13 protein-coding genes are annotated in these 19,271 nt (G+C 55.8%); 9 read left to right on the forward strand and 4 right to left on the reverse strand.

Features of this window, described 5'->3' with window-relative positions; genetic code table 11:
• Window positions 1-655: 655 nt before the first annotated feature.
• Window positions 656-1,681, forward strand: a complete 1,026-nt coding sequence (locus VNL73_02120) for a hypothetical protein (GenBank protein ID HXF48207.1) — start codon at window positions 656-658, stop codon at window positions 1,679-1,681.
• Between the two features lie 10 nt (window positions 1,682-1,691).
• Here VNL73_02120 and VNL73_02125 read toward each other — a convergent pair whose 3' ends face one another.
• Together VNL73_02125 and serA are read right to left on the reverse strand one after the other, a co-directional pair.
• On the reverse strand, window positions 1,692-2,792 hold the full coding sequence (locus tag VNL73_02125; GenBank protein HXF48208.1) for an aminotransferase class V-fold PLP-dependent enzyme: 1,101 nt from the start codon (window positions 2,790-2,792) through the stop codon (window positions 1,692-1,694).
• Window positions 2,793-4,010 carry a phosphoglycerate dehydrogenase gene (serA, locus tag VNL73_02130; protein ID HXF48209.1) on the reverse strand — a complete coding sequence of 406 codons (1,218 nt, stop codon included), beginning with the start codon at window positions 4,008-4,010 and terminating at the stop codon, window positions 2,793-2,795.
• A 132-nt stretch (window positions 4,011-4,142) separates the two neighbouring features.
• On the opposite strand from serA, the gene VNL73_02135 reads away from it, so the two are divergent.
• The 8 genes from VNL73_02135 to clpB all read left to right on the forward strand — a co-directional run bounded on the left by VNL73_02135 (window position 4,143) and on the right by clpB (window position 18,081).
• Window positions 4,143-6,920, forward strand: a complete 2,778-nt coding sequence (locus tag VNL73_02135) for a BamA/TamA family outer membrane protein (protein ID HXF48210.1) — start codon at window positions 4,143-4,145, stop codon at window positions 6,918-6,920.
• Window positions 6,921-7,036: 116 nt separating this feature from the next.
• Complete coding sequence (locus VNL73_02140; GenBank protein ID HXF48211.1) at window positions 7,037-9,115, forward strand: S9 family peptidase; 2,079 nt, start codon at window positions 7,037-7,039, stop codon at window positions 9,113-9,115.
• A 15-nt stretch (window positions 9,116-9,130) separates the two neighbouring features.
• Complete coding sequence (locus tag VNL73_02145; protein ID HXF48212.1) at window positions 9,131-10,237, forward strand: PQQ-binding-like beta-propeller repeat protein; 1,107 nt, start codon at window positions 9,131-9,133, stop codon at window positions 10,235-10,237.
• Window positions 10,238-10,287: 50 nt separating this feature from the next.
• Window positions 10,288-12,489, forward strand: coding sequence for a HEAT repeat domain-containing protein (locus tag VNL73_02150; protein HXF48213.1), 2,202 nt, complete (start codon window positions 10,288-10,290; stop codon window positions 12,487-12,489).
• 205 nt (window positions 12,490-12,694) lie between these two features.
• Window positions 12,695-13,141, forward strand: coding sequence for an Hsp20/alpha crystallin family protein (locus VNL73_02155; protein ID HXF48214.1), 447 nt, complete (start codon window positions 12,695-12,697; stop codon window positions 13,139-13,141).
• Window positions 13,142-13,323: 182 nt separating this feature from the next.
• Entirely contained in the window at window positions 13,324-15,234 is a 1,911-nt protein-coding gene (gene dnaK / locus VNL73_02160) for a molecular chaperone DnaK (GenBank protein ID HXF48215.1), read from the forward strand.
• Between the two features lie 33 nt (window positions 15,235-15,267).
• Window positions 15,268-15,489, forward strand: a complete 222-nt coding sequence (locus VNL73_02165) for a DNA-directed RNA polymerase subunit omega (GenBank protein ID HXF48216.1) — start codon at window positions 15,268-15,270, stop codon at window positions 15,487-15,489.
• 12 nt (window positions 15,490-15,501) lie between these two features.
• Window positions 15,502-18,081, forward strand: coding sequence for an ATP-dependent chaperone ClpB (gene clpB, locus VNL73_02170; GenBank protein HXF48217.1), 2,580 nt, complete (start codon window positions 15,502-15,504; stop codon window positions 18,079-18,081).
• Window positions 18,082-18,101: 20 nt separating this feature from the next.
• Here the strand turns inward: clpB and VNL73_02175 are convergent, their stop codons facing one another.
• On the reverse strand, window positions 18,102-18,467 hold the full coding sequence (locus tag VNL73_02175; GenBank protein ID HXF48218.1) for a restriction endonuclease: 366 nt from the start codon (window positions 18,465-18,467) through the stop codon (window positions 18,102-18,104).
• On the reverse strand, window positions 18,398-18,991 hold the full coding sequence (locus tag VNL73_02180; GenBank protein ID HXF48219.1) for a restriction endonuclease: 594 nt from the start codon (window positions 18,989-18,991) through the stop codon (window positions 18,398-18,400). The genes VNL73_02175 and VNL73_02180 overlap by 70 nt, the downstream gene beginning before the upstream one ends.
• Window positions 18,992-19,271 lie beyond the last annotated feature (280 nt).

A 19,271-nucleotide genomic window follows, 5' to 3' on the forward strand; every position in this document is an offset into this window, starting at 1 on the left:
TGCGCCCCGTGATAAAAAAGCCGGCCCGCCAGGCAGCCCCAACAGGGAGGGCCAAAGCCGGCAGAACACAAGACCCTGATGTACCACCCAAGGACGTCCCTTTGCGGCCGTCCAAAATGCGCCGCCTGTTCCGGGCTTGAAGGCGGCAGTTCAAATAAAAAAGCCCAATGTATAGGACACAGGCCCCGCTTTAATGCGGGGCCGCGGCAACGGTACCTGAAGTTTAGAGCCGTAAACCTGATAGTTGAAGAGGGGGTGGCGCCCCCTCTTCACATGCCGCCAAATCCCGCGAACCCAAAGCCCCAAGACCCAAGGGCAGCCAAAAGGGTCACGAAGCCCCAAACCCGCCAAAAGCGGGTTGAGGGGAAAAAGGAAAGGCCAAGGGGCGGAACGTACGCTCCGCCCCTCCCTTCCCTTAAAAACAAATCTCTTGTCCCCTCTCCTTGTAGGAGAGGGTCAGGGAGAGGTTGCATTTCCGCCTGCAAAATCCCTCCGATTTTGCAGCCCGCCTCAAATCCCCGCTACACCTGCGCCCAAAAATTCAAAATCGCAACAAAAACGCTTCCGTTTTTGCTTTCCAATCGTCAATCCCCCAAACTCAAGCTTCCGCCCCAACCAGCCGATTTAAGAAAGGGGGGGCTGCCCCAATATTGGAATGGAAGAACTCGTAAAACAAAGCGCCAATTCGGTGCCGTCGCTGGTCGAAAACCTCGACTGGATAATCGGCATCTTCCTGGCCTTCAGCGTGGCCCTTTTCGGGCTGGTCAAACGGATGTCGGAAAGCGCCCGCACCAACGTGACCCTTATGGTTCTGGGGCTTTTCGCCGTCGCCGCCCTGCGCGACCGCCAGGCCACGGACTCGCTGCGCAAAGTCGTGGACGAACTGCACGCCAACAACACCGCCCTTTTAAACACCGAGGGAATCCTCGCCGACCGGGCTAAAACGGGGGTGGAGCGGGTTTTGGCCCAAAACGTGCACTACGACTGGCTCTCCGAAATCCGCAAAGCGACCAATGTAACCATCGCCAAACTGGACTTGAACTTCACCGACAACCCGGAGTACTACTCCGCGTTCGAGATGATTCTGGCCAAGGGGGGCTCGGTCACGCTCGTTCTGGCCGACCCGCGCTCCCCGGCGATGTGGCTGCGCTATATGGAGGAATCCAAAGGGGACGTGACCTCCAACGGAAAGGAAGAGGAGACCGCCTGGATTAGGGGGCTGGAAGACCTGGCCGAACAGTCCTACCGGCTTTTCCAATGGCGGATTCGGCTCCTAAAGCAGGGACAGGACATCAACAAACTGTCCATTCGCGTTTTTCCCCATTATCCCACCCATGCGTTCTACAAGTTTGACGGCGCTTTGTACGTGCATCACTATCCCTATCTGCGGCGCGGTTTCCACGCTCCCGCCTTCCTTTTTGCCAATCCGGAAACCCAGACCTACAAGTTTTTGAAGGGCTGTCTGGACGAGGTGGTGGCGGCCTCCGTGCCTTTGGAAAACGCCTATTCCGACATCTGGAAGCAGTACAAAGCGGGCCAGCTTTCCGACCAGGCGGTATCCGGCGCCCGCCTCGTCATCAACAAACCGGAAGGAGTTTCCAAGCCGGCCTCCGAACAGCCGCTCACCGAAAAAGCTCCAGACATCCCCGCGAAGAAAAGCGATAAAGTTTCCACGCCGTAACCGAACAAAATTACAATTTCAAAGTTGAGTCGATGGCCCCGGTAAGCCGCAAGAGGTCTTCCTTCGAATGCTGCGGAAAATTGGCGATGCGGATTTGGGAATCCTTGAAAGGCCCGTAGCCGGAGCCGACGGCCATATTGTGGGCCTTCAACCCCTCCTGCACCGATTTCGAATTTTTTCCCTCCGGTAAAACAACGGGAACGACGGTAAAGGATCGGTCGGCGGGGTCTTTCACAAATGGCTGGAGCGCCGCATGGTAATCCAGCCATTTATAAAGCAGTTTTGATTTTTCAAGCGATTCTTTTTCAATTGCTTCAATTCCGACTTGAAGAAGCCGCTCGAACCGTTTGCCCAGCAAATAGATGGCCAGCATATTTGGCGTGGCCGGGGTTTGGTTTTTCTGGCCGAATTCCTCCAGCGATAATAGGGAATGATGCGCGCCGATGTCGGCCCCTTGCGCCGCCAAAACTTTCGCTTTTGACAGCGCCTTCTTTGAAACGACAAGGACTGCAAGGCCGGACGGCAGGCCGCAGGCCTTTTGCACCGAGAAAAACCAGAAGTCGGCGGTTTCAAAAGGAACCTGCTCGGCGGCGGCGGAGGAGACGATATCGACGGCAATCAGTTTGTCCGGAAAGTTTTTGCGGAGGTTCGCCAAAAACTGATACGGCAGCCGCACGCCGGTGGAGGTCTCGTTCTGGGTTAGGCAAAGCAAATCGCATTCATCGGGGATTTTTGGTTCGGCGGCCGGGAAGTTTTTCCCCTCCTCGGCGGCGAGATGCGCGGGATTTTTCTTTGTCTGCTGGGCGGAACTGAAAAAACGCCGGGCGAATGCGCCGTTTATGAAATGGAAGCTTTTATTGCCGCACAAATTCCGCAGGGCGATTTCCATTGCCTCGACGGCAGAGGAGACGAAGAAGATGCGGTAATCGGCGGGGATGGAAAAATAAATCCGAATATTTTCCTTCGCCTTGCGGACGATTTCACCAAACCGCTCCGAGCGGTGGGACAAGGAGAGAATGTTGTCCTCCAGCGCCTGCCGGATATCCGCCTCGATTTCCGGATACAACCGGGAAGGGCCGGGATTGAAGGAGATGAAGCCGGTGTCGCTCACTTAGAACAAGACCCGTACTTTCAGGGTGGCGCGGATTTTGTTCAACTCCGAGAGAACCTCCGGCGTCACCTTGCGATTAACATCTGTAACCAGGTAGCCCAGCTCGTGGGTGGTGCGCAGGTATTCCCCCTCGATATTGTACTTGTGCCGTGCCAGGATTTCGGCGACCTGCTTGATGATCCCCGGCACGTTTTTGTGGATGTGGATGATGCGGTGGTTTTCGTTCAGCACCGGAAGCTCCACTTCCGGAAAATTGACGCTGCCGGTGGTCGTCCCGAATTCGAGAAACCGAATCAGCCGGTTGGAGGTTTTAAGGGCGATATCCGCCTGGGCCTCCTGCGTGCTGCCGGCGATGTGGGGGGTTAAAATCACGTTCGGCAGCCCCTGCAGGGAGCAGGAAAAACGCTCTCCCGGGCCGGAGGGTTCGTTGGGATAAACATCGATCGCCGCCCCCTTCAAATGCCCTTCCTTCAAAGCCCGGCCCAGCTCCTCCAAAACCACCACGCGGCCGCGGCTGGTGTTTATCAAATAGCTCCCTTTTTTCATCATCCCAAGCTGCCGGGCGCCGATCATGTTCCGGGTGGACTGATCCTCCGGCACGTGCAGGGTGACGACGTCGGATTGGCGCAAAAGCTCCTCCAGCGAATGCACCGGCCGGGCGTTCCCGAGCGCCAATTTCTCGACGATATCGTAAAAAAGGACGTTCATACCAAGCGACTCGGCAATCACGGAAACCTGCGAGCCGATGTGTCCGTAACCGATGATGCCGAGCGTTTTCCCGCGCACCTCAAAGCAGCCGTCATCCCCCTTGGTCCAGCTTCCTCCGTGGGCCGCGCTGTTGCGCTCAAAAATCCGGCGCAAAAGCATGATAATTTCCCCAATCACCAGCTCCGTCACCGAGCGGGTGTTGGAATAGGGGGCGTTGAAGACGGCAATCCCCAGTTCCGTGCATTTTTTCAAATCGACCTGATTGGTGCCGATGCAGAAGCAACCGACCGCGAGAAGGTTGGGGGCTTTTTGCAGGAGCTTGGGGGTCAGCTTTGTTTTGGAACGGATGCCGAGAATCTGGACGCCGCCCAAAGATTGGCCCAGCTCCGACTCGGGGAGTGAGGCCGGGTTTTCCGCCACGGCAAAATTTTTGGCCTTAAACTGCTCGGCGGCGTTGGGGTGGATTTTTTCCAAAAGGAGGACGTTGGCCATATTCCTTTTATTCGGCATTTGGGCAAACTTATAAATTATGCGCCAATAGTCAATTTTGAGGCGGGCGGGACGGCTACCATTTTGAGAGTTTTTGCGTATTTTATTTCGGGTGGAGACCAAAAGGGTGACTGCCGAAACCAAGAATACAGGATGAAACGCTTAATCGGAACCCTCGCCCTTTTATCCCTCTTTTCCAGCGCCTCCGCGCAGTTTTACTTCGGCCAGAACAAGGTGCAGTACACCCGCTTTGACTGGCAGGTTTTGACCACCGAGCATTTCAAAATCTATTTCTACGAGGAAGAGGAGGAGGTTGCCGAAATCGGGGCGCAACTGGCGGAGGAGGCGTACCGGGAGTTTTCGGCCCTGTTCAATTTGACCATTGGCCGCCCTATTCCGCTGATTCTGTACAGCTCCCCGAACTACTTCGAGCAGACCAACGTAATACCGGATTTAATTGACGAGGGGACGGGGGGATTCACCGAGTTTTTCAAGGGACGGGTGGTGATGCCGTACACGGGATCGTTTGCCGAGTTCAAAAAAGTGCTGCGGCATGAGCTCATCCACGTTTTCACCCTCGAAAAAATCAGCGCCGTTTTGAAAGGGCACAAAAAGACGCGTGCCCCCTACACGCCGCTTTGGTTCACGGAGGGGATTGCCGAGGCCTGGAGCCGGCCGGAGGATGACCAGGCGCGGATGGTGATGACCGACCTGGTAGTGAACAACATTCTGGTCTCCGTTCCGAATTTATATCAAATCTCCGGCAGCTTTATGATGTACAAAGAGGGGGAATCGTTCGTCCGTTTTTTATCCGAGACGTATGGATCCGACCGGCTATTGCAGTTGTTCGAAAACTGGTGGCGGGGGGAGACGTTTGAGGAGCTGGTTTATCTGACCTATCAGAAGGATTTGAAAAAATTGGGGGAGGAGTGGGAATTCTCACTCAAGCAGCGTTTTTATCCCCAAGTCGCCCAAAGAGAGTTTCCGGATCGCCACACCAAAAAGCTCTCCTCCGGCGGACTTTCGGTGGAACCGGCGCCGGTTACCCTGCACACCGGCAAAGATGCCGGGGACTGGGTGGTGTACAAGGCGAACCGGCTGGGGTATTCCGGTTTGTATATGGCGCCGATAAACGGCAATCAAAGGAAACCGGAAACGCTGGTCAAAGGGGAGCGCTCCCGGGCTTTTGAATCGCTCCACCTTTTCCGCTCCGGCATTGCCGCCAATTCAAGGGGGGAGGTGGCGTTCGTTTCCAAAAACAATGAAAAAGACCGGCTGTACGTCTACAGCATTTACCGCCGGGAGGTTATAGAGGAATACGATTTCCCCAGTTTGATTGAAATATCGTCCCCCGCCTGGTCGCCGGATGAAACAAAACTTTGCTTCGAAGGGATGGAGAAGTCCGGGTACTCCGATTTGTATACCGTCGAGCGCCAAAGCAAAAAACTGGCGCGGCTGACATCGGACATTTACGAAGACCGGGACCCGGTTTTTTCCGCGGATGGTAATTCAATCCTTTTCGCCTCCGACCGGGGGGCGTTCGGCTCCGAGGGATTTACCAACCTCTACCGGCTTTCCTTATCAGACGGGCGGATAACGGCTCTCACGTCCGGCCGGCAGGATGATTTGTATCCCTCGCTGTCGCCGGACGGGAAATGGATTATCTACGCCTCCAACCGGGGGGAGGGGACGGATATTTACCTTCTGGACGAGGAACTGCGCCCCCGGCGGGTCACCCGCTTTTTGACCGGCGTCACGCACCCGCGCTTCACTTCCGACGGCAAGAAAATCATCTTTTCCGGCTTCAAGAATTTCGGCTTCCAGATTTACGCTTTCGATTTTTCCGGCATCGATTCCTTTCCGCCGGAGTCGGTTTCGACAAGCGCACCCTTGGCCTGGAGTCCGGAAAAACTGCCGGGGGAAAAAAACAAGGGAAAAATCGAATACAAAAACGATTTTTCGTTCGATCTGGCCCAGTCCGCGATTGCCTACGACGCCTTGTACGGCCCGGTCGGCGGGCTGCAGACGGCCTTGACCGATGTATTGGGGAACAAGCAATATTACTTCTTTCTTTCCAATACGGCGCGCGACCGGAGCTCCATCCTTTCCAGCTTCAACGTCGGCGTCACCTACGTCAACAAGACCCGCCGCATCAACTACGGGGCGGGGGTGTACCATTTTTATGACGAATACCTTGATGAGTACGAAGGGGATTTTTCCGAGCGGCTGGCGGGGGGGCTGGCGTTCGCCAGCTATCCTTTGTCCAAGTTCCAGCGGGTGGAGGCGTTTGGCTTTTTGCGCTACTCCAAAAGGCATTTCTTTTTCACCGAGCGGAGGCGGGACGCCCTGCTTTTGACCGGGTCCCTTTCTTGGGTAAAGGATAATTCCATCTGGGAGCTTTCCGGCCCCATTGACGGCAGCCGCTACAACTTCACCGTCGGGCTGACCTCGGATATCCGCAGTTCCAAGCTTTTCAGCCGTTCCTATTCGGGCGATTTGCGCAAATATTTCCGGCTGGGGCGGGCTTCCGCCCTCGCCGTGCGGCTGGCTGGATTTTCCTCCTCCGGTGAAGAGCCCCTGCGCATCTATCTGGGCGGGAGCTGGTCTTTGCGCGGCTATTCCCGCCGGGCGTTTTACGGGCGGCATATGGTTCTCGTGTCCAACGAGCTGCGCTTTCCCTTAATCAACCGGCTGGTGGTTGGATTTCCCTTTGGCAACATCGGAATGGAGGGGATTCGCGGGGCTTTGTTCTTTGACGCCGGGAACGCCTGGAACGAGGAGTTCGGCCGGATGAAGGGGGCCTTGGGCGTCGGGGCGCGGGTGAACTTTGGCTATCTCACCGTTCTGCGCTTCGACTGGGCCCGCCGCACCGATTTCCGCTCCCTCGAATCGAAAACCCGCTTCGATTTCTTCTTTGGGTGGAATTTTTGAACAAGGGTTGACCCTGCCTGCATAATCCCTTTTAAGTCGTTATATTCGCTCTCCGAGATGAAAGGAGAGCGGCAATGCCATCAAAATGTTGTTCCAAAATTTTGGCGCTTTGCATTATGAGTCTTGCTTTGAACGAAACGGTGAACGCCGAAACGATTAGACCGCCGATGGCGAAGATCATCCCGAAAACGGACACGGTGAACGGCTACGTCCGGACGGATAACTACTTCTGGCTGCGGAACCGGGAAAACCCGGAGGTTATTTCTTATCTGGAAGCCGAGAACAAATACACGGAAACGGTGATGAAGCATACCGAACCGTTTCAGGAAAAGCTGTACAAGGAGATGCTTGGCCGCATCAAGGAGACCGATTTGTCCGTGCCGGAAAAAATCGACGACTACTACTATTACAGCCGGACGGAGGAGGGGAAGCAGTACCCGATTTACTGCCGAAAGAAGGGGAGCTTGGAGGCCGCTGAAGAGGTGATTCTGGACGTCAACGAGCTGGCGGCCGGTTTTTCCTACATGAAAATCGGTGCCCATGTTGAAAGCCCCAACCACCGCTATCTCGCCTTTTCCACCGACACGGCGGGTTCGGAGAAGTTCACCCTGCAGGTCAAGGATTTAACCACCGGCCAGCTACTGCCGGACCAGATTTCGGAAATCTATTATTCGGTGGAATGGGGGAACGACAACAAGACGCTTTTCTACACCACCTTGGACGCGGCGATGCGCCCCTACAAACTTTTCCGGCATATTTTGGGGGATGATCCGAAAAATGACGTTCTGGTTTACCACGAAAAGGATGACGCCTTTTTCCTCGAACTGGAAAAGACCCGAAGCCGAAAGTTTGTAATAATGAACCTGTCAAGCAACACCACCTCCGAGGTTTGGTATCTGGATGCCGACAGTCCAGCCGGGGAGTTCAAGGTCATCCACCCCCGCCAGCACGAAATGGAGTATATGGTCGAGCATCACGGGGAGAAGTTTTACATTGTTACCAACGATAATGCTAAGAATTTTAAGTTAGTGGAAGTACCGGTAGCTGACCCGTCGAAGGCCAACTGGAAGGATGTTTTGCCCCATCGAACGGACGTGAAAGTGGATGACGTGGACGCCTTCAAAAATCACCTCGTGGTGACCGAGCGCAAGGGAGGATACAAGCAACTGCGGATAATGAAATTTGGTGCCAATGAATTTCATTATATCGAATTTCCGGAGCCGGTTTATACCGTCTCGGCTTCGGGAAACCCGGATTTCAACACGAATATCGTGCGCTTTAATTATGCCTCGCTGATCACCCCCAACTCCGTTTTTGATTACAATATGGACAGCCGCCAGCGCGAATTGAAGAAACAGACCGAGGTTCTGGGGGGATACAATCCGGCCTTGTATCAGTCGGAACGGATCGCCGCCAAGGCCGCCGACGGTACGGAAATCCCGATTTCGATCGTTTACAAAAAGGGGCTTAAGAAAAACGGCCAAAACCCCTGTTACCTGTACGGCTACGGGGCCTACGGCATAAGCATGGACCCGAGCTTCAATTCCAACCGCCTAAGTTTGCTCGACCGGGGATTTGTTTTCGCCATCGCCCATATTCGGGGTGGAGGGGAGATGGGGCGGCTCTGGTACGAGGACGGGAAACTCCTCAAGAAGAAAAATACCTTCACCGACTTTGTCGCCTGCGCCGAGCATTTGATAAAGGAGCAATACACCTCCAAGGAGCGGCTGGCGGTCATCGGCGGAAGCGCCGGGGGGCTTTTGATGGGGGCGGTTCTGAACATGCGCCCGGATTTATTTGCGGCGATGGTTGCCAAGGTGCCGTTCGTGGACGTGATGAACACGATGCTGGATCCCACCATCCCGCTCACGGTCATTGAATATGAGGAGTGGGGGAATCCGAACAAGAAGGAGTTTTATGACTATATGCTCTCCTATTCCCCCTACGACAACGTGGCGGCCAAGGAGTACCCGAACCTTTTAATAATGGCGGGGTTGAACGACCCGCGGGTAGCGTATTGGGAGCCGGCCAAATGGACGGCCAAACTTCGGGCTGCCAAAAAAGGAAATGGCCGGCTGCTTTTGAAAATGAACATGGGGGCGGGGCACGGGGGGGCTTCCGGGCGGTACGATTACCTGAAGGAGGTTGCCTTGGAGTACGCCTTTGTTCTGGATGTTCTGGGCATCCACAACTAAGCATTTGGCCCGTTAATGCCCCGATTTGGAAAAGACCGGCGGTGGGGAATTGCGGCCGCCGGTTTTCTTATTCTTTCCTGCGCCAATCAGGTGGTTCTGGAACCGTCGGTTCTCCGCTCTCCAAAAGGGGACATCGTTCAGGCAGATTTGACCAGAGAACCGGAATTGGTCTGGAGCTACAAGCTGCCGGCCGAGCCCTCGGCCCCGGCGGTTCTTTTCGGCGACATTCTTGCGGTACCGCTCAAGAACCGCTCTGTTTTGTTCGTCAACAAAAACACCGGCAAAAAAGCCGGGGGATACGACCTTTCGGGCGTCCCGGCGGGGGTGGTTTTTGACGGGCGGGAAAATCTTATCATTGCCGAAAAATCGGGAAACGGGGAACTGCTTTCCTACTCGCTGGTGGACGGGGGGTTGGACTGGCGCTTTGCTTTAAACGAAGGGGGGGAAGTGCCGATACTTAGAAGGGGGGAATTAGACCCGGCGGGCACGGTCCTTGCGGTTAATCGGGGAGGATGGATATATGCCCTGCGGGCCGATGATGGAAAACCGATATGGAATCAACAACTTGCCCCGTTGTCCTGCACCCCCTTGGCGGGGGACACCGTTTTTTATCTGGCGGATTTTGAAGGAAAACTGAATGCCTTTGCAAACGGAAAAATCCACCAGTCTCACAAGCAGCCGTCAGCCGCTTTATGCCTTGAGGCGGCTGGCGGCAGGCTTTTTGCCGGGGGAGGGGATTCCTCGGTTTCCTGTGTATCCTGTTCCGGCGGCACACTTCTCTGGAAAGTCAAAGCGGACGGGAAGGTCCGCTCACTGGCTGTCCGGGACTCCATTGTTTTCTTTGCCTCCATGCCGGGCACCGTTGCCGCGTGCCGCATTTCCGGCGGGGAAAAAATCTGGGAGCGAAAACTTGAAGCGCTGGTCAACGCTCCGCTCGCAACTGGGCCGGGGGCGGTTTTCGTCAGCAGTGCCGAGGGACGTTTTTTGGCCCTGTCGGCATCAAAAGGGGAAATCCTTTGGGAGCGGCGCATCCCGGGCGGGCCGGTGGGAAGGCCGATACTCGAAGGAAATACTCTCTTTGTCGCCACAAGCGGCGAACGGCTTTTGGCCTTCCGGTTCTAAGTCCCGAACCGTTTCTTCTTCAAACGCAATTTCAAACGAAAGCAGGGGGTATGCGGCCGGTATTTGCCGATGAGAACATAAATCTGCTTGAGCTCGGAACGGAAATCGTGCGGGAGTGTTTCACCGCCGCCCGCCGGCTCAAGATGTACGAGCCGGAACACCCGATGGTCGCCTCGGTTGTCGAGCGCCCCTTTTTCCTTTTCAAAAAGTGGTTCCGTCTGCGCCAGTCGCTGGTTTTGGCCCAGGCCGGCAATTCGGTCTCGGTTTCCGGCATTCCGCTTCTGCCGGTCGTTTTCACCTCCAATTTTTCAAGGGGGATGGGGGAGTCAAAAATTTCCACGCTCACCTTTCTGGACACCCTTTCCCCCACCGAGCTGGGTCTTTTCTTGAGCCACCTCTTCGGGCTTTCCGCCCGGAAGGTTCCCGTCAAGGGATACCTGGAGCAGAAGAAAGTTCTTTCCATTGAAATCGACAGCCCCTCGGCCAAACTCGTTTTGGAGACGGAAAATTCGCTTTCCGCAGCCTACCGGCAGGATTATTCCTACCGGAACATGGCCAAGACGGTGCTGAAGAACCGGCCGGAGCTTTTGGCGGCGTTCGTAACCGGCGCCATCAGCCGGCAGCGGGAGATGCTGGAGCGGTGGGGAATCGAATTCCGGATGAAGGTTCTGGAAGAGGCGCTTTTCGCCGTTCTGGAAGGGATGAACGACCCCATGGTTTTATCCTTGCTGGACACCACGCTCCCGGCCGATTTCACCCGGCCGGAGGAGGTGGCGGCCAGGCAGCAGTCGTTCCGCTTTCTGGTGAACGCCGCCTTGAAAACGCGGGACAAGGAGCAGTTTTTGACCCGTCTGAAGTCCCACCTCGATTCCAAGGGGGTGCCGCGGCCGTTTTACGAATCCGCGCTGGACTCCTCCTCCCGGATGAAGCTGGAGATAACCAGCGAGCTGGAAAATCTGGGGCGGCGGATTCTGGAAGGGGCCGGGGCCGAGGAGCTTTCCCGCTACGCCGACCTTTTCGTCAAATGCCTTAAACTGCGCCGCCCGGAGGTGGTGGGGCATAATCTCGGCTCTTTGGCCGAGGCATTGGTTTCACCGGTCGCGGAAGCGCGGCAGGGGGCCTATCTGGTCGCCCGCCGGGTGCTGGAGCCGACGGCGGCAACCGAGCCGGAGCAGTTTTTGATCTTCCTGCGCCGGTTGGTGGGGTTTGTCGTGGACCAAAAAGAAAGCTTGGAGTTTGCCGAAACCCTTCTGCTCATTTCCGAGCTTTGCATCGAGAAGAAATTTTACCAGCCCTTGGGGGAAATGCTGGGGCTTTTGGCCGGGCGGCTGGAGCTGGAAGAGCCGGGAAAGCCCCTGGGCAGCCTGCTCATCCGCAAAGTTTTGGACAATTTGAACCGGCCGGAAATCGTGCAGAAGCTGATTGCCGAACTGGACACGGAGGAACGGGGAAGGGCGGTCTGGGTGCGGCAGGTTCTCTCCGCCATCGGCTCCTTGGAGACGGCCCAGGCCCTTGCGGAAAAGATGTCCGATCCTTCCCGCTTCGTGCGGCAGAACGTGTTGAAAATACTTTCCAATCTCGGTAACAACGCACTGGTGGTCGCCGCCACGCTTCTGGCCGACCCCTCCAACTACCGGCGCAGGCCGGACGGCTCGCTGGAGGATGAAAGCTGGTACCGGCTGCGGAACGCCGTTCACATCCTCGGCAATTTGCGCAAGGATTCCGCCGTGCCGGTTCTGGAAATGCCGGCCGCCGATCCCGATTTCCGGCTGCGGAAGGAAGTGGTAAAGGCCCTGGAGAAAATTCCGGGGCGCCGGGGGCTGCCACTTTTGAAAAAGTTGAGCTTGGACCCCTCCGAAGAAATCCGCCGGATGGCGTTCGTGGCGATGGCGGATGCCGCCGGGGAGGAGGATTTGGATTTCCTCTTTTCCCGCTTCGACCCGAACTCGCCGGACGCCATTCCCGTGACCTATGCCATAAGTTGCATCGGCGGAAGCCGGGCGCGGGACTTTTTAATCGGCCTTTTGGACCCCACCAGCCAATTGGGGCGGCGGCTGATTGACCAGACCGGCGGGCAGACGATGCCCGTAAAAGTCGCCATTCTTAAGGGGCTGGCCCGGATTGGGGATGAGCGTTCCACCATTAAAATCAGGGAGGTTGCGGATTCCCTATCCAGAACCCAGAGGTTGCTTTTGACGAGCAATCCGCTTTCCGATACCGCCAAAATACTAATCTCCAAGATTCAGAAATAACTGCCGGAATTACAGATTTTCTGTAATTCCTACTTTTTCCCTGCCATTTTGGCATTATGCCCAACTGTATGTTTGTCTTTAACTTTTATGTGTAATGTATTGTAATACTTGTTGTTGTTATTGGGTAGCATCGGTTGGCATATGACTTGATTTATTACTTGATTGAAAGAGGAAGAAACGAAAAAGAGGAAAGGAGGAATAACAAATGACGAGACTGGCTTTAAGAACCAACCCGATGCTGGACATCGCCTCTGATTTCACGCGTGAGGCGGACCGGTTGTTTTCCGATTTCATAAACCGCGGCATTTTCCGCCTGTCGGACGAATGGGCTCCAATGGTGGATGTGGCCGAAACCAAAGACGAGGTTATCGTCCGGGCCGAGGTTCCGGGGATGACGAAAGAGGACATCTCCGTGACTTTACAGGACAATGTTCTCACGCTGCGCGGGGAGAAAAAGCAGGAAAAAGTGGAAAACGGCACCACCTACCATCGGATGGAGCGGTCGTACGGCAACTTTGTCCGTTCTTTCACGCTGCCGACGGTTGTCCGGGAGGACAAGACCAAGGCGACGTACAAAGACGGGGTTTTGACCATCACCCTGCCCAAGGCGGAGGAGGTAAAACCGAAGGAAATCTCGATTTCGGTCAATTAAGACCGGCATCGGAAATTTCCCCTGCCTCCGGCCGCTTTGGGCCGGGGGCAGGGATTTCCTTTATGAAGAGGAGGGAAAAGAGTATATTGAGAAACAGACACGCGGCGGAAGCCTTCCGGCTTCAACAAAAGAAGCCGGAAGAATTCCGCTGACGAGCGCAAACGAAAAGGAGATGAGCGAAAATGGGTAAAGTGATAGGCATAGATTTGGGGACCACAAATTCCTGCGTGGCGGTGATGGAAGGGGGCAAACCGACCGTCATCCCGAACGCGGAAGGGGGCCGGACGACGCCCTCGGTGGTCGCCTTTCAGAAAAACGGTGAAATTTTGGTGGGCCAGGTGGCCAAGCGGCAGGCGATAACCAACCCGCTCAACACGATTTTTTCCATCAAGCGCTTTATGGGGCGCAAATACGCCGAGGTGGTGCAAGAGGCCAAGAACTTTCCCTACAAAGTCGTGGAAGGCCCCAATGGCGATGCCCGCGTTGAAATTGAGGGCAAGCAGTATTCCCCGCCGGAAATTTCGGCAATGATTTTGTCCAAGTTGAAAAAGGATGCCGAGGCGTATCTCGGAGAAACTGTGACCGAAGCGGTAATCACCGTTCCGGCCTATTTCAACGACAGCCAGCGTCAGGCAACCAAGGATGCCGGGCGGATTGCCGGTTTGGACGTCAAGCGCATCATCAACGAGCCGACGGCCGCTTCGCTGGCGTACGGCCTCGACAAAAAGAAAGACGAGAAAATCGCCGTCTATGACTTGGGGGGCGGCACGTTTGATATCTCGATTCTCGAATTGGGAGATGGCGTTTTTGAAGTCCGTTCCACCAACGGCGACACCCATCTGGGCGGGGACGACTTCGACAAGCGGATAATGGACTGGCTGGTGGCCGAATTTAAAAAAGACCAGGGAATCGATTTGTCCAAAGACCCGATGGCCTTGCAGCGGCTGAAGGAGGCGGCGGAGAAGGCGAAAATCGAGCTTTCCAGCACGATGGAGACCAACATCAATCTGCCATTCATCACCGCGGACGCCTCCGGGCCGAAGCATTTGAACGTCACCTTGACCCGCGCGAAATTAGAGCAGATGGTGGAGGATTTAATTCAGCGCAGCGTAGGCCCCTCCAAACAGGCCTTGGCGGACGCCAAGCTGGGTGTGGACCAGATTCATGAAGTTGTTTTGGTGGGTGGTATGACCCGGATGCCGAAGGTGGTCGATACCGTGCGCAATTTGTTCGGCAAAGAACCGCACAAAGGGGTGAACCCGGACGAGGTGGTGGCGGTGGGGGCGGCGATTCAGGCCGCCGTTTTGACCGGCGAGGTGAAAGACGTTCTGCTTTTGGATGTTACCCCGCTTTCGCTCGGCATCGAGACCCTGGGCGGCGTTTTCACCAAATTGATTGAGCGGAACACCACGATTCCGACCCGAAAATCGGAAATTTTCTCCACCGCCGACGAGAACCAAACCTCGGTGGAAATCCACGTCCTGCAGGGGGAGCGGCCGATGGCGGCGGACAACAAATCGATCGGCCGGTTTATGCTGGACGGCATTCCGCCCGCGCCGCGCGGCATCCCCCAAATTGAAGTCACGTTTGACATTGACGCCAACGGGATTTTGAACGTTTCCGCCAAGGACAAAGCCACGGGGCGGCAGCAGCAGATAAAAATCCAGCCCTCCAGCGGGCTTTCCGAGTCGGAAATCAAGCGGATGGTGGACGAGGCGAAATCGCACGAGGCGGAGGACTTGAAGCGCAAAGAAGAGGTGGAGCTGCGCAACCGGGCCGACCAGCTGGCCTACCAGACCGAAAAAATGCTGAAGGAGCAGGGAGAGAAAATCTCCGCCGAGACCAAAAAGAGCGTGGAGGAGGCGGCCGCGGAGGTGCGCGAGGCGGTGAAATCGGGCGATATGGGACGCATCCGTTCCGGCTACGACAAGCTGACGACGGCCTGGCACAAGGCCTCGGAGGAGCTGTATAAGCAGACCGCGGGGGCCCCGCAATCCGGCGGCCCACAGGAACCGCAGGGCGGAGCTTCCTCCAGCGGCACCGGCGAGAGCGGCAAGGGGCCGGTGGATGCGGATTTTGAAGTGGTCAAGTAAAAAGGTTTGAGTCAACCGGGAAAGGTCAGGTCGATGAAAGAGTTGAAGGATTTGAGCAAAATCAATCAATACGCCCGCAACCGCTACGAGGCGGTGATTATGGCTTCCAAACGGGCCCGGATTTTGAACCGGAAGCGGCTGAAGGAAAATGAAATGGCCGGGGCGGAGCCGAACCCAAACACCGGAATGCACCGCGTGGCGGAGGAGGCGCTGGATGAACTTCTGCAGGGGAAAATCGAGGTGAGACGGGATTAGGTTTGCCGTATGATCCAACTGGACAAGCTCACCCAAAAGTCGCAGGAGGCCTTAGCGGCGGCTTCCGAACTGGCGCAGGAAAAGAATCATTCCCAAGTCGAGCCGCTGCACCTTCTGGCCGCGCTACTTTCCGACCCGCAGGGGTTGGCGCCGGAAATTCTATCTCGAATCGGCATCCGTCCGGAAACCATCGAGCCCCGCATAAATGAAGAACTGAAGCGTTTGCCGGTTTTGTCCGCACCCGGTCAGGTTTACCTTTCCTCTCACTCCAATCAAATTTTAGAAAAAGCCAAAAAGGAAGCGGCCCAATTTAAGGATGAATTTATTTCCGTCGAGCACCTGCTTCTGGCCTTGGCCGAAGAGCGCCAAAATCAGGCCGGCTCGATTCTGCGCAGCTTGGGGGCCAACCGCGAACGGATTATGGCCGCCTTGGCCCAGCTTCGGGGCGGCCAGCGCGTTTCCGATCCGGAGCCGGAATCGAAGTATCAGGTTTTGGAAAAATACGGCAAGGATTTAACCGCTTTGGCCGAGCGGGGAAAGCTGGACCCGGTCATCGGACGGGAGGATGAAATACGCCGGGTTTTGACCATTCTTTCCCGCCGCACCAAAAACAATCCCGTACTCATCGGTGAGCCGGGGGTCGGCAAAACCGCCATTGTCGAAGGACTGGCCTTAAAGATTTCCAAAAAAGACGTGCCGGAAGGATTAAAAGGAAAACGGGTGGTGGCGCTGGATTTGGGCGCATTGGTGGCGGGAACAAAATACCGGGGCGAGTTCGAAGACCGGCTGAAGGCGATAATCAAGGAAGTCCAGCGTTCCGAAGGAAAGGTTATTCTTTTCATCGATGAACTGCATACGCTGGTGGGCGCCGGCGCGACCACCGGGGCGATGGATGCCTCTAATCTGCTCAAGCCGGCCCTGGCCCGCGGTGAACTGCGCTGCATCGGCGCCACGACCTTGGACGAATACCGCAAAAACATCGAAAAAGACCCGGCCCTGGAGCGCCGATTTGCCCCGGTTTTGGTGGATGAGCCGATCGTGGAGGATACCATCTCCATTCTGCGCGGCTTGAAGGAACGCTACGAGGTGCATCACGGCATAAAGATTAAAGACGCGGCCCTGATTGCCGCCGCGCAGCTTTCGCACCGCTACATTTCCGACCGTTTTCTGCCGGACAAGGCGATCGACTTGGTGGACGAGGCGGCCGCCGATTTGCGCCTGCAGCTCGATTCGATGCCGGAGCCCCTTGATACTTTGGAAAAGAAAATCCGCCAGCTCGAAATCGAGCGGGAGGGGTTGAAGCGGGAAAAGGATTCTAAAAGCCAGTTGAAAAGTGTCGAGAAGGAGCTGGCCGATTTGCGGACGGAGTTTGCCGCATTGAAATCCAAATGGGAAGCGGAAAAGGCGGCCCTGGCCGAGGTCGTTCACCTCAAAGACGAAATCGAAAAACTGCGTCTTGAAGCGGAGCGGGCCGAGCGGGAGGCGGATTTTGAAAAAGCGGCCCGGCTGCGCTACGGGGACATCCCGCAAAAAGAAAAATTGTTGAAGGAAAAATCGGCGGCACTTGAAAAACTTGGCGGCCAGCGGCTCGCCAAGGATGAAGTGGACGAGGAGGATATCGCCCGCGTTATTTCCAAATGGACCAAGATCCCGGTCACCCGCATCACCGAGGGGGAAACGGAAAAACTTTTGCGGCTGGAGGAGGAGCTTGAGCGCCGGGTCGTCGGCCAACCGGAAGCCCTCCGCAAGGTTGCCGAAGTCATCCGCGCCTCCCGGGCGGGACTGGCCGACCCCAAGCGTCCGCTCGGTTCGTTTCTTTTTCTCGGGCCGACCGGCGTGGGAAAGACCGAATTGGCCAAGACCTTGGCCTTTGCGCTTTTCGATTCGGAAGAGGCGATGGTGCGCATCGATATGTCCGAGTATATGGAGAAATTTTCCGTCTCCCGGCTCATCGGCGCGCCGCCGGGGTACGTCGGCTACGAGGAAGGGGGCCAGCTCACCGAAGCGGTTCGCCGCAGGCCCTACTGCGTGATTTTGTTCGACGAAATCGAGAAGGCGCACAACGAGGTTTTCAATCTGCTTTTGCAGGTGATGGATGACGGCCGCTTGACCGACAGCCAGGGGCGGGTGGTGAACTTCCGCAATACGATTTTGATAATGACCTCCAACTTGGGCGCACCGGTGATAATGGAGCGCCTCTCTGAATCCGGCAAGGCCGGGATGGAGCAGGCGAAAAAAGAGGTGTTTGAACTTTTGCGCCAGAATTTCCGGCCGGAGTTTTTGAACCGGATTGACGAAATTGTGCTTTTCGAGCCGCTCGGGCCTGAAGAGATGGAAAAAATCGTCGAAATCCAGCTTGGCTACGTGCAGGAACGGCTGAAGGAGAAAAATATCGTTCTGGACGTTTCCCCCTCCGCCAAAAAGTGGCTGGCCAAAGAGGGGTTTGACCCGGTTTTTGGCGCGCGCCCGCTCAAACGGCTGGTGCAGGAAAAAGTGGCTTTTGCCTTGGCCCGCAAAATACTGGCGGGAGAGGTGAAACCGGACAGCAAAGTTAAAGTCGAAATCGAGAACGGAGAGTTGGTTTTTAGGTAGTTTCCCTTTGTAGCAATAGGTTAGCCAGCTTCGGGAGCAAGGAAGTAAACGGGTCTCAGAGGCAGTAGCCGTCGATGTTCCTCCGGAATCTTTACGTAGTGCTCTTTCCAAAGGTCGAAGAGCCGCCGGAGATCGACAAGCATAGTCCGACGCTTCTCTTGGTTTCTTACCTCGTCTTCAGCATCCTTCGTAAAGCCTCCTGCAGAGACAAAAAGTCCAACATCACCGTCTGAGAGAACCGCCAAAAATGAACGGATTTCCTTGACGGTCATGCGTTCCACGCCGCGCTTGACCTGGACCTTTATTCGGGGCCCTCTCACACCAAGCGGAGATCGCTTTGGGCAATTACGTCTATGCCCCTGTCTGGGCCGGGAGGTGCTATCCACACTACGTGATAACCCATGCCCTGAAGGAGGCCAGCAACAAGATTCTGAAAATCGTAAGGGTTCATCCCGCTCAGGTGTGACTCGATTTCCGACCAAGATGACTCCTCGGCTTCCTCGAGCGTCGTGGCTGCGACTGTATCCTCTTCCTCATAGTCTGGTTCTTCATCCGGGGGTTGCTGGCGTTTCCATTGACGGTACAGACGTACAACCTCTGCAAAGAATCGCTCCGGATCTGGGTATTGGGTGAAAGCCTTTCGACCTTCGTCAGTCAGCGACCAGAGCCCCTTATTCTTGATGAGCCAACCTGCCTTAACTGGCCCGATAGTGGAAAACCGTACGATCCTTTCATAACGTCGGACGTTTGGCCGTTCAGGATATGTTGTCCTTTCGAACTCCATAGGAGGTACGTCAGACTCAAGACGAGAAAGCACCTCCTTGACTGGAAGGCCGTCGGGATGCGAGAGCAAGATTTGGAATACGCCGCGTACCAATTCTCCTTTACGGCGTCGGGTAATTTCAGCCACTACTCGTCCTCCAGGGCCAATCGATATTTATAGGGTTTCGAGATATTACCGTTATACGAGTTCTGCGTATAGGTTTCATCGTGCAAAAGCATAACAAATCTGCAGGATTCCGTCAAACGCAGCGTACTAAATCATTGACAGCCACAACCGGTTTGTTTTTTTCACTGTGCGCGCCGGCTTAGTCAAAGACCACGGGCATATCGAAGGGGCGGTTTCGGCTCCTTAATTTAGTTTAACGCGGCGCTTAGCCGCTGGGCGTGTCTGAAGGGGGCGACTGGCC

Source organism: Verrucomicrobiia bacterium, from assembly GCA_035574275.1.
Classification (GTDB): domain Bacteria; phylum Zixibacteria; class MSB-5A5; order DSPP01; family DSPP01; genus DSPP01.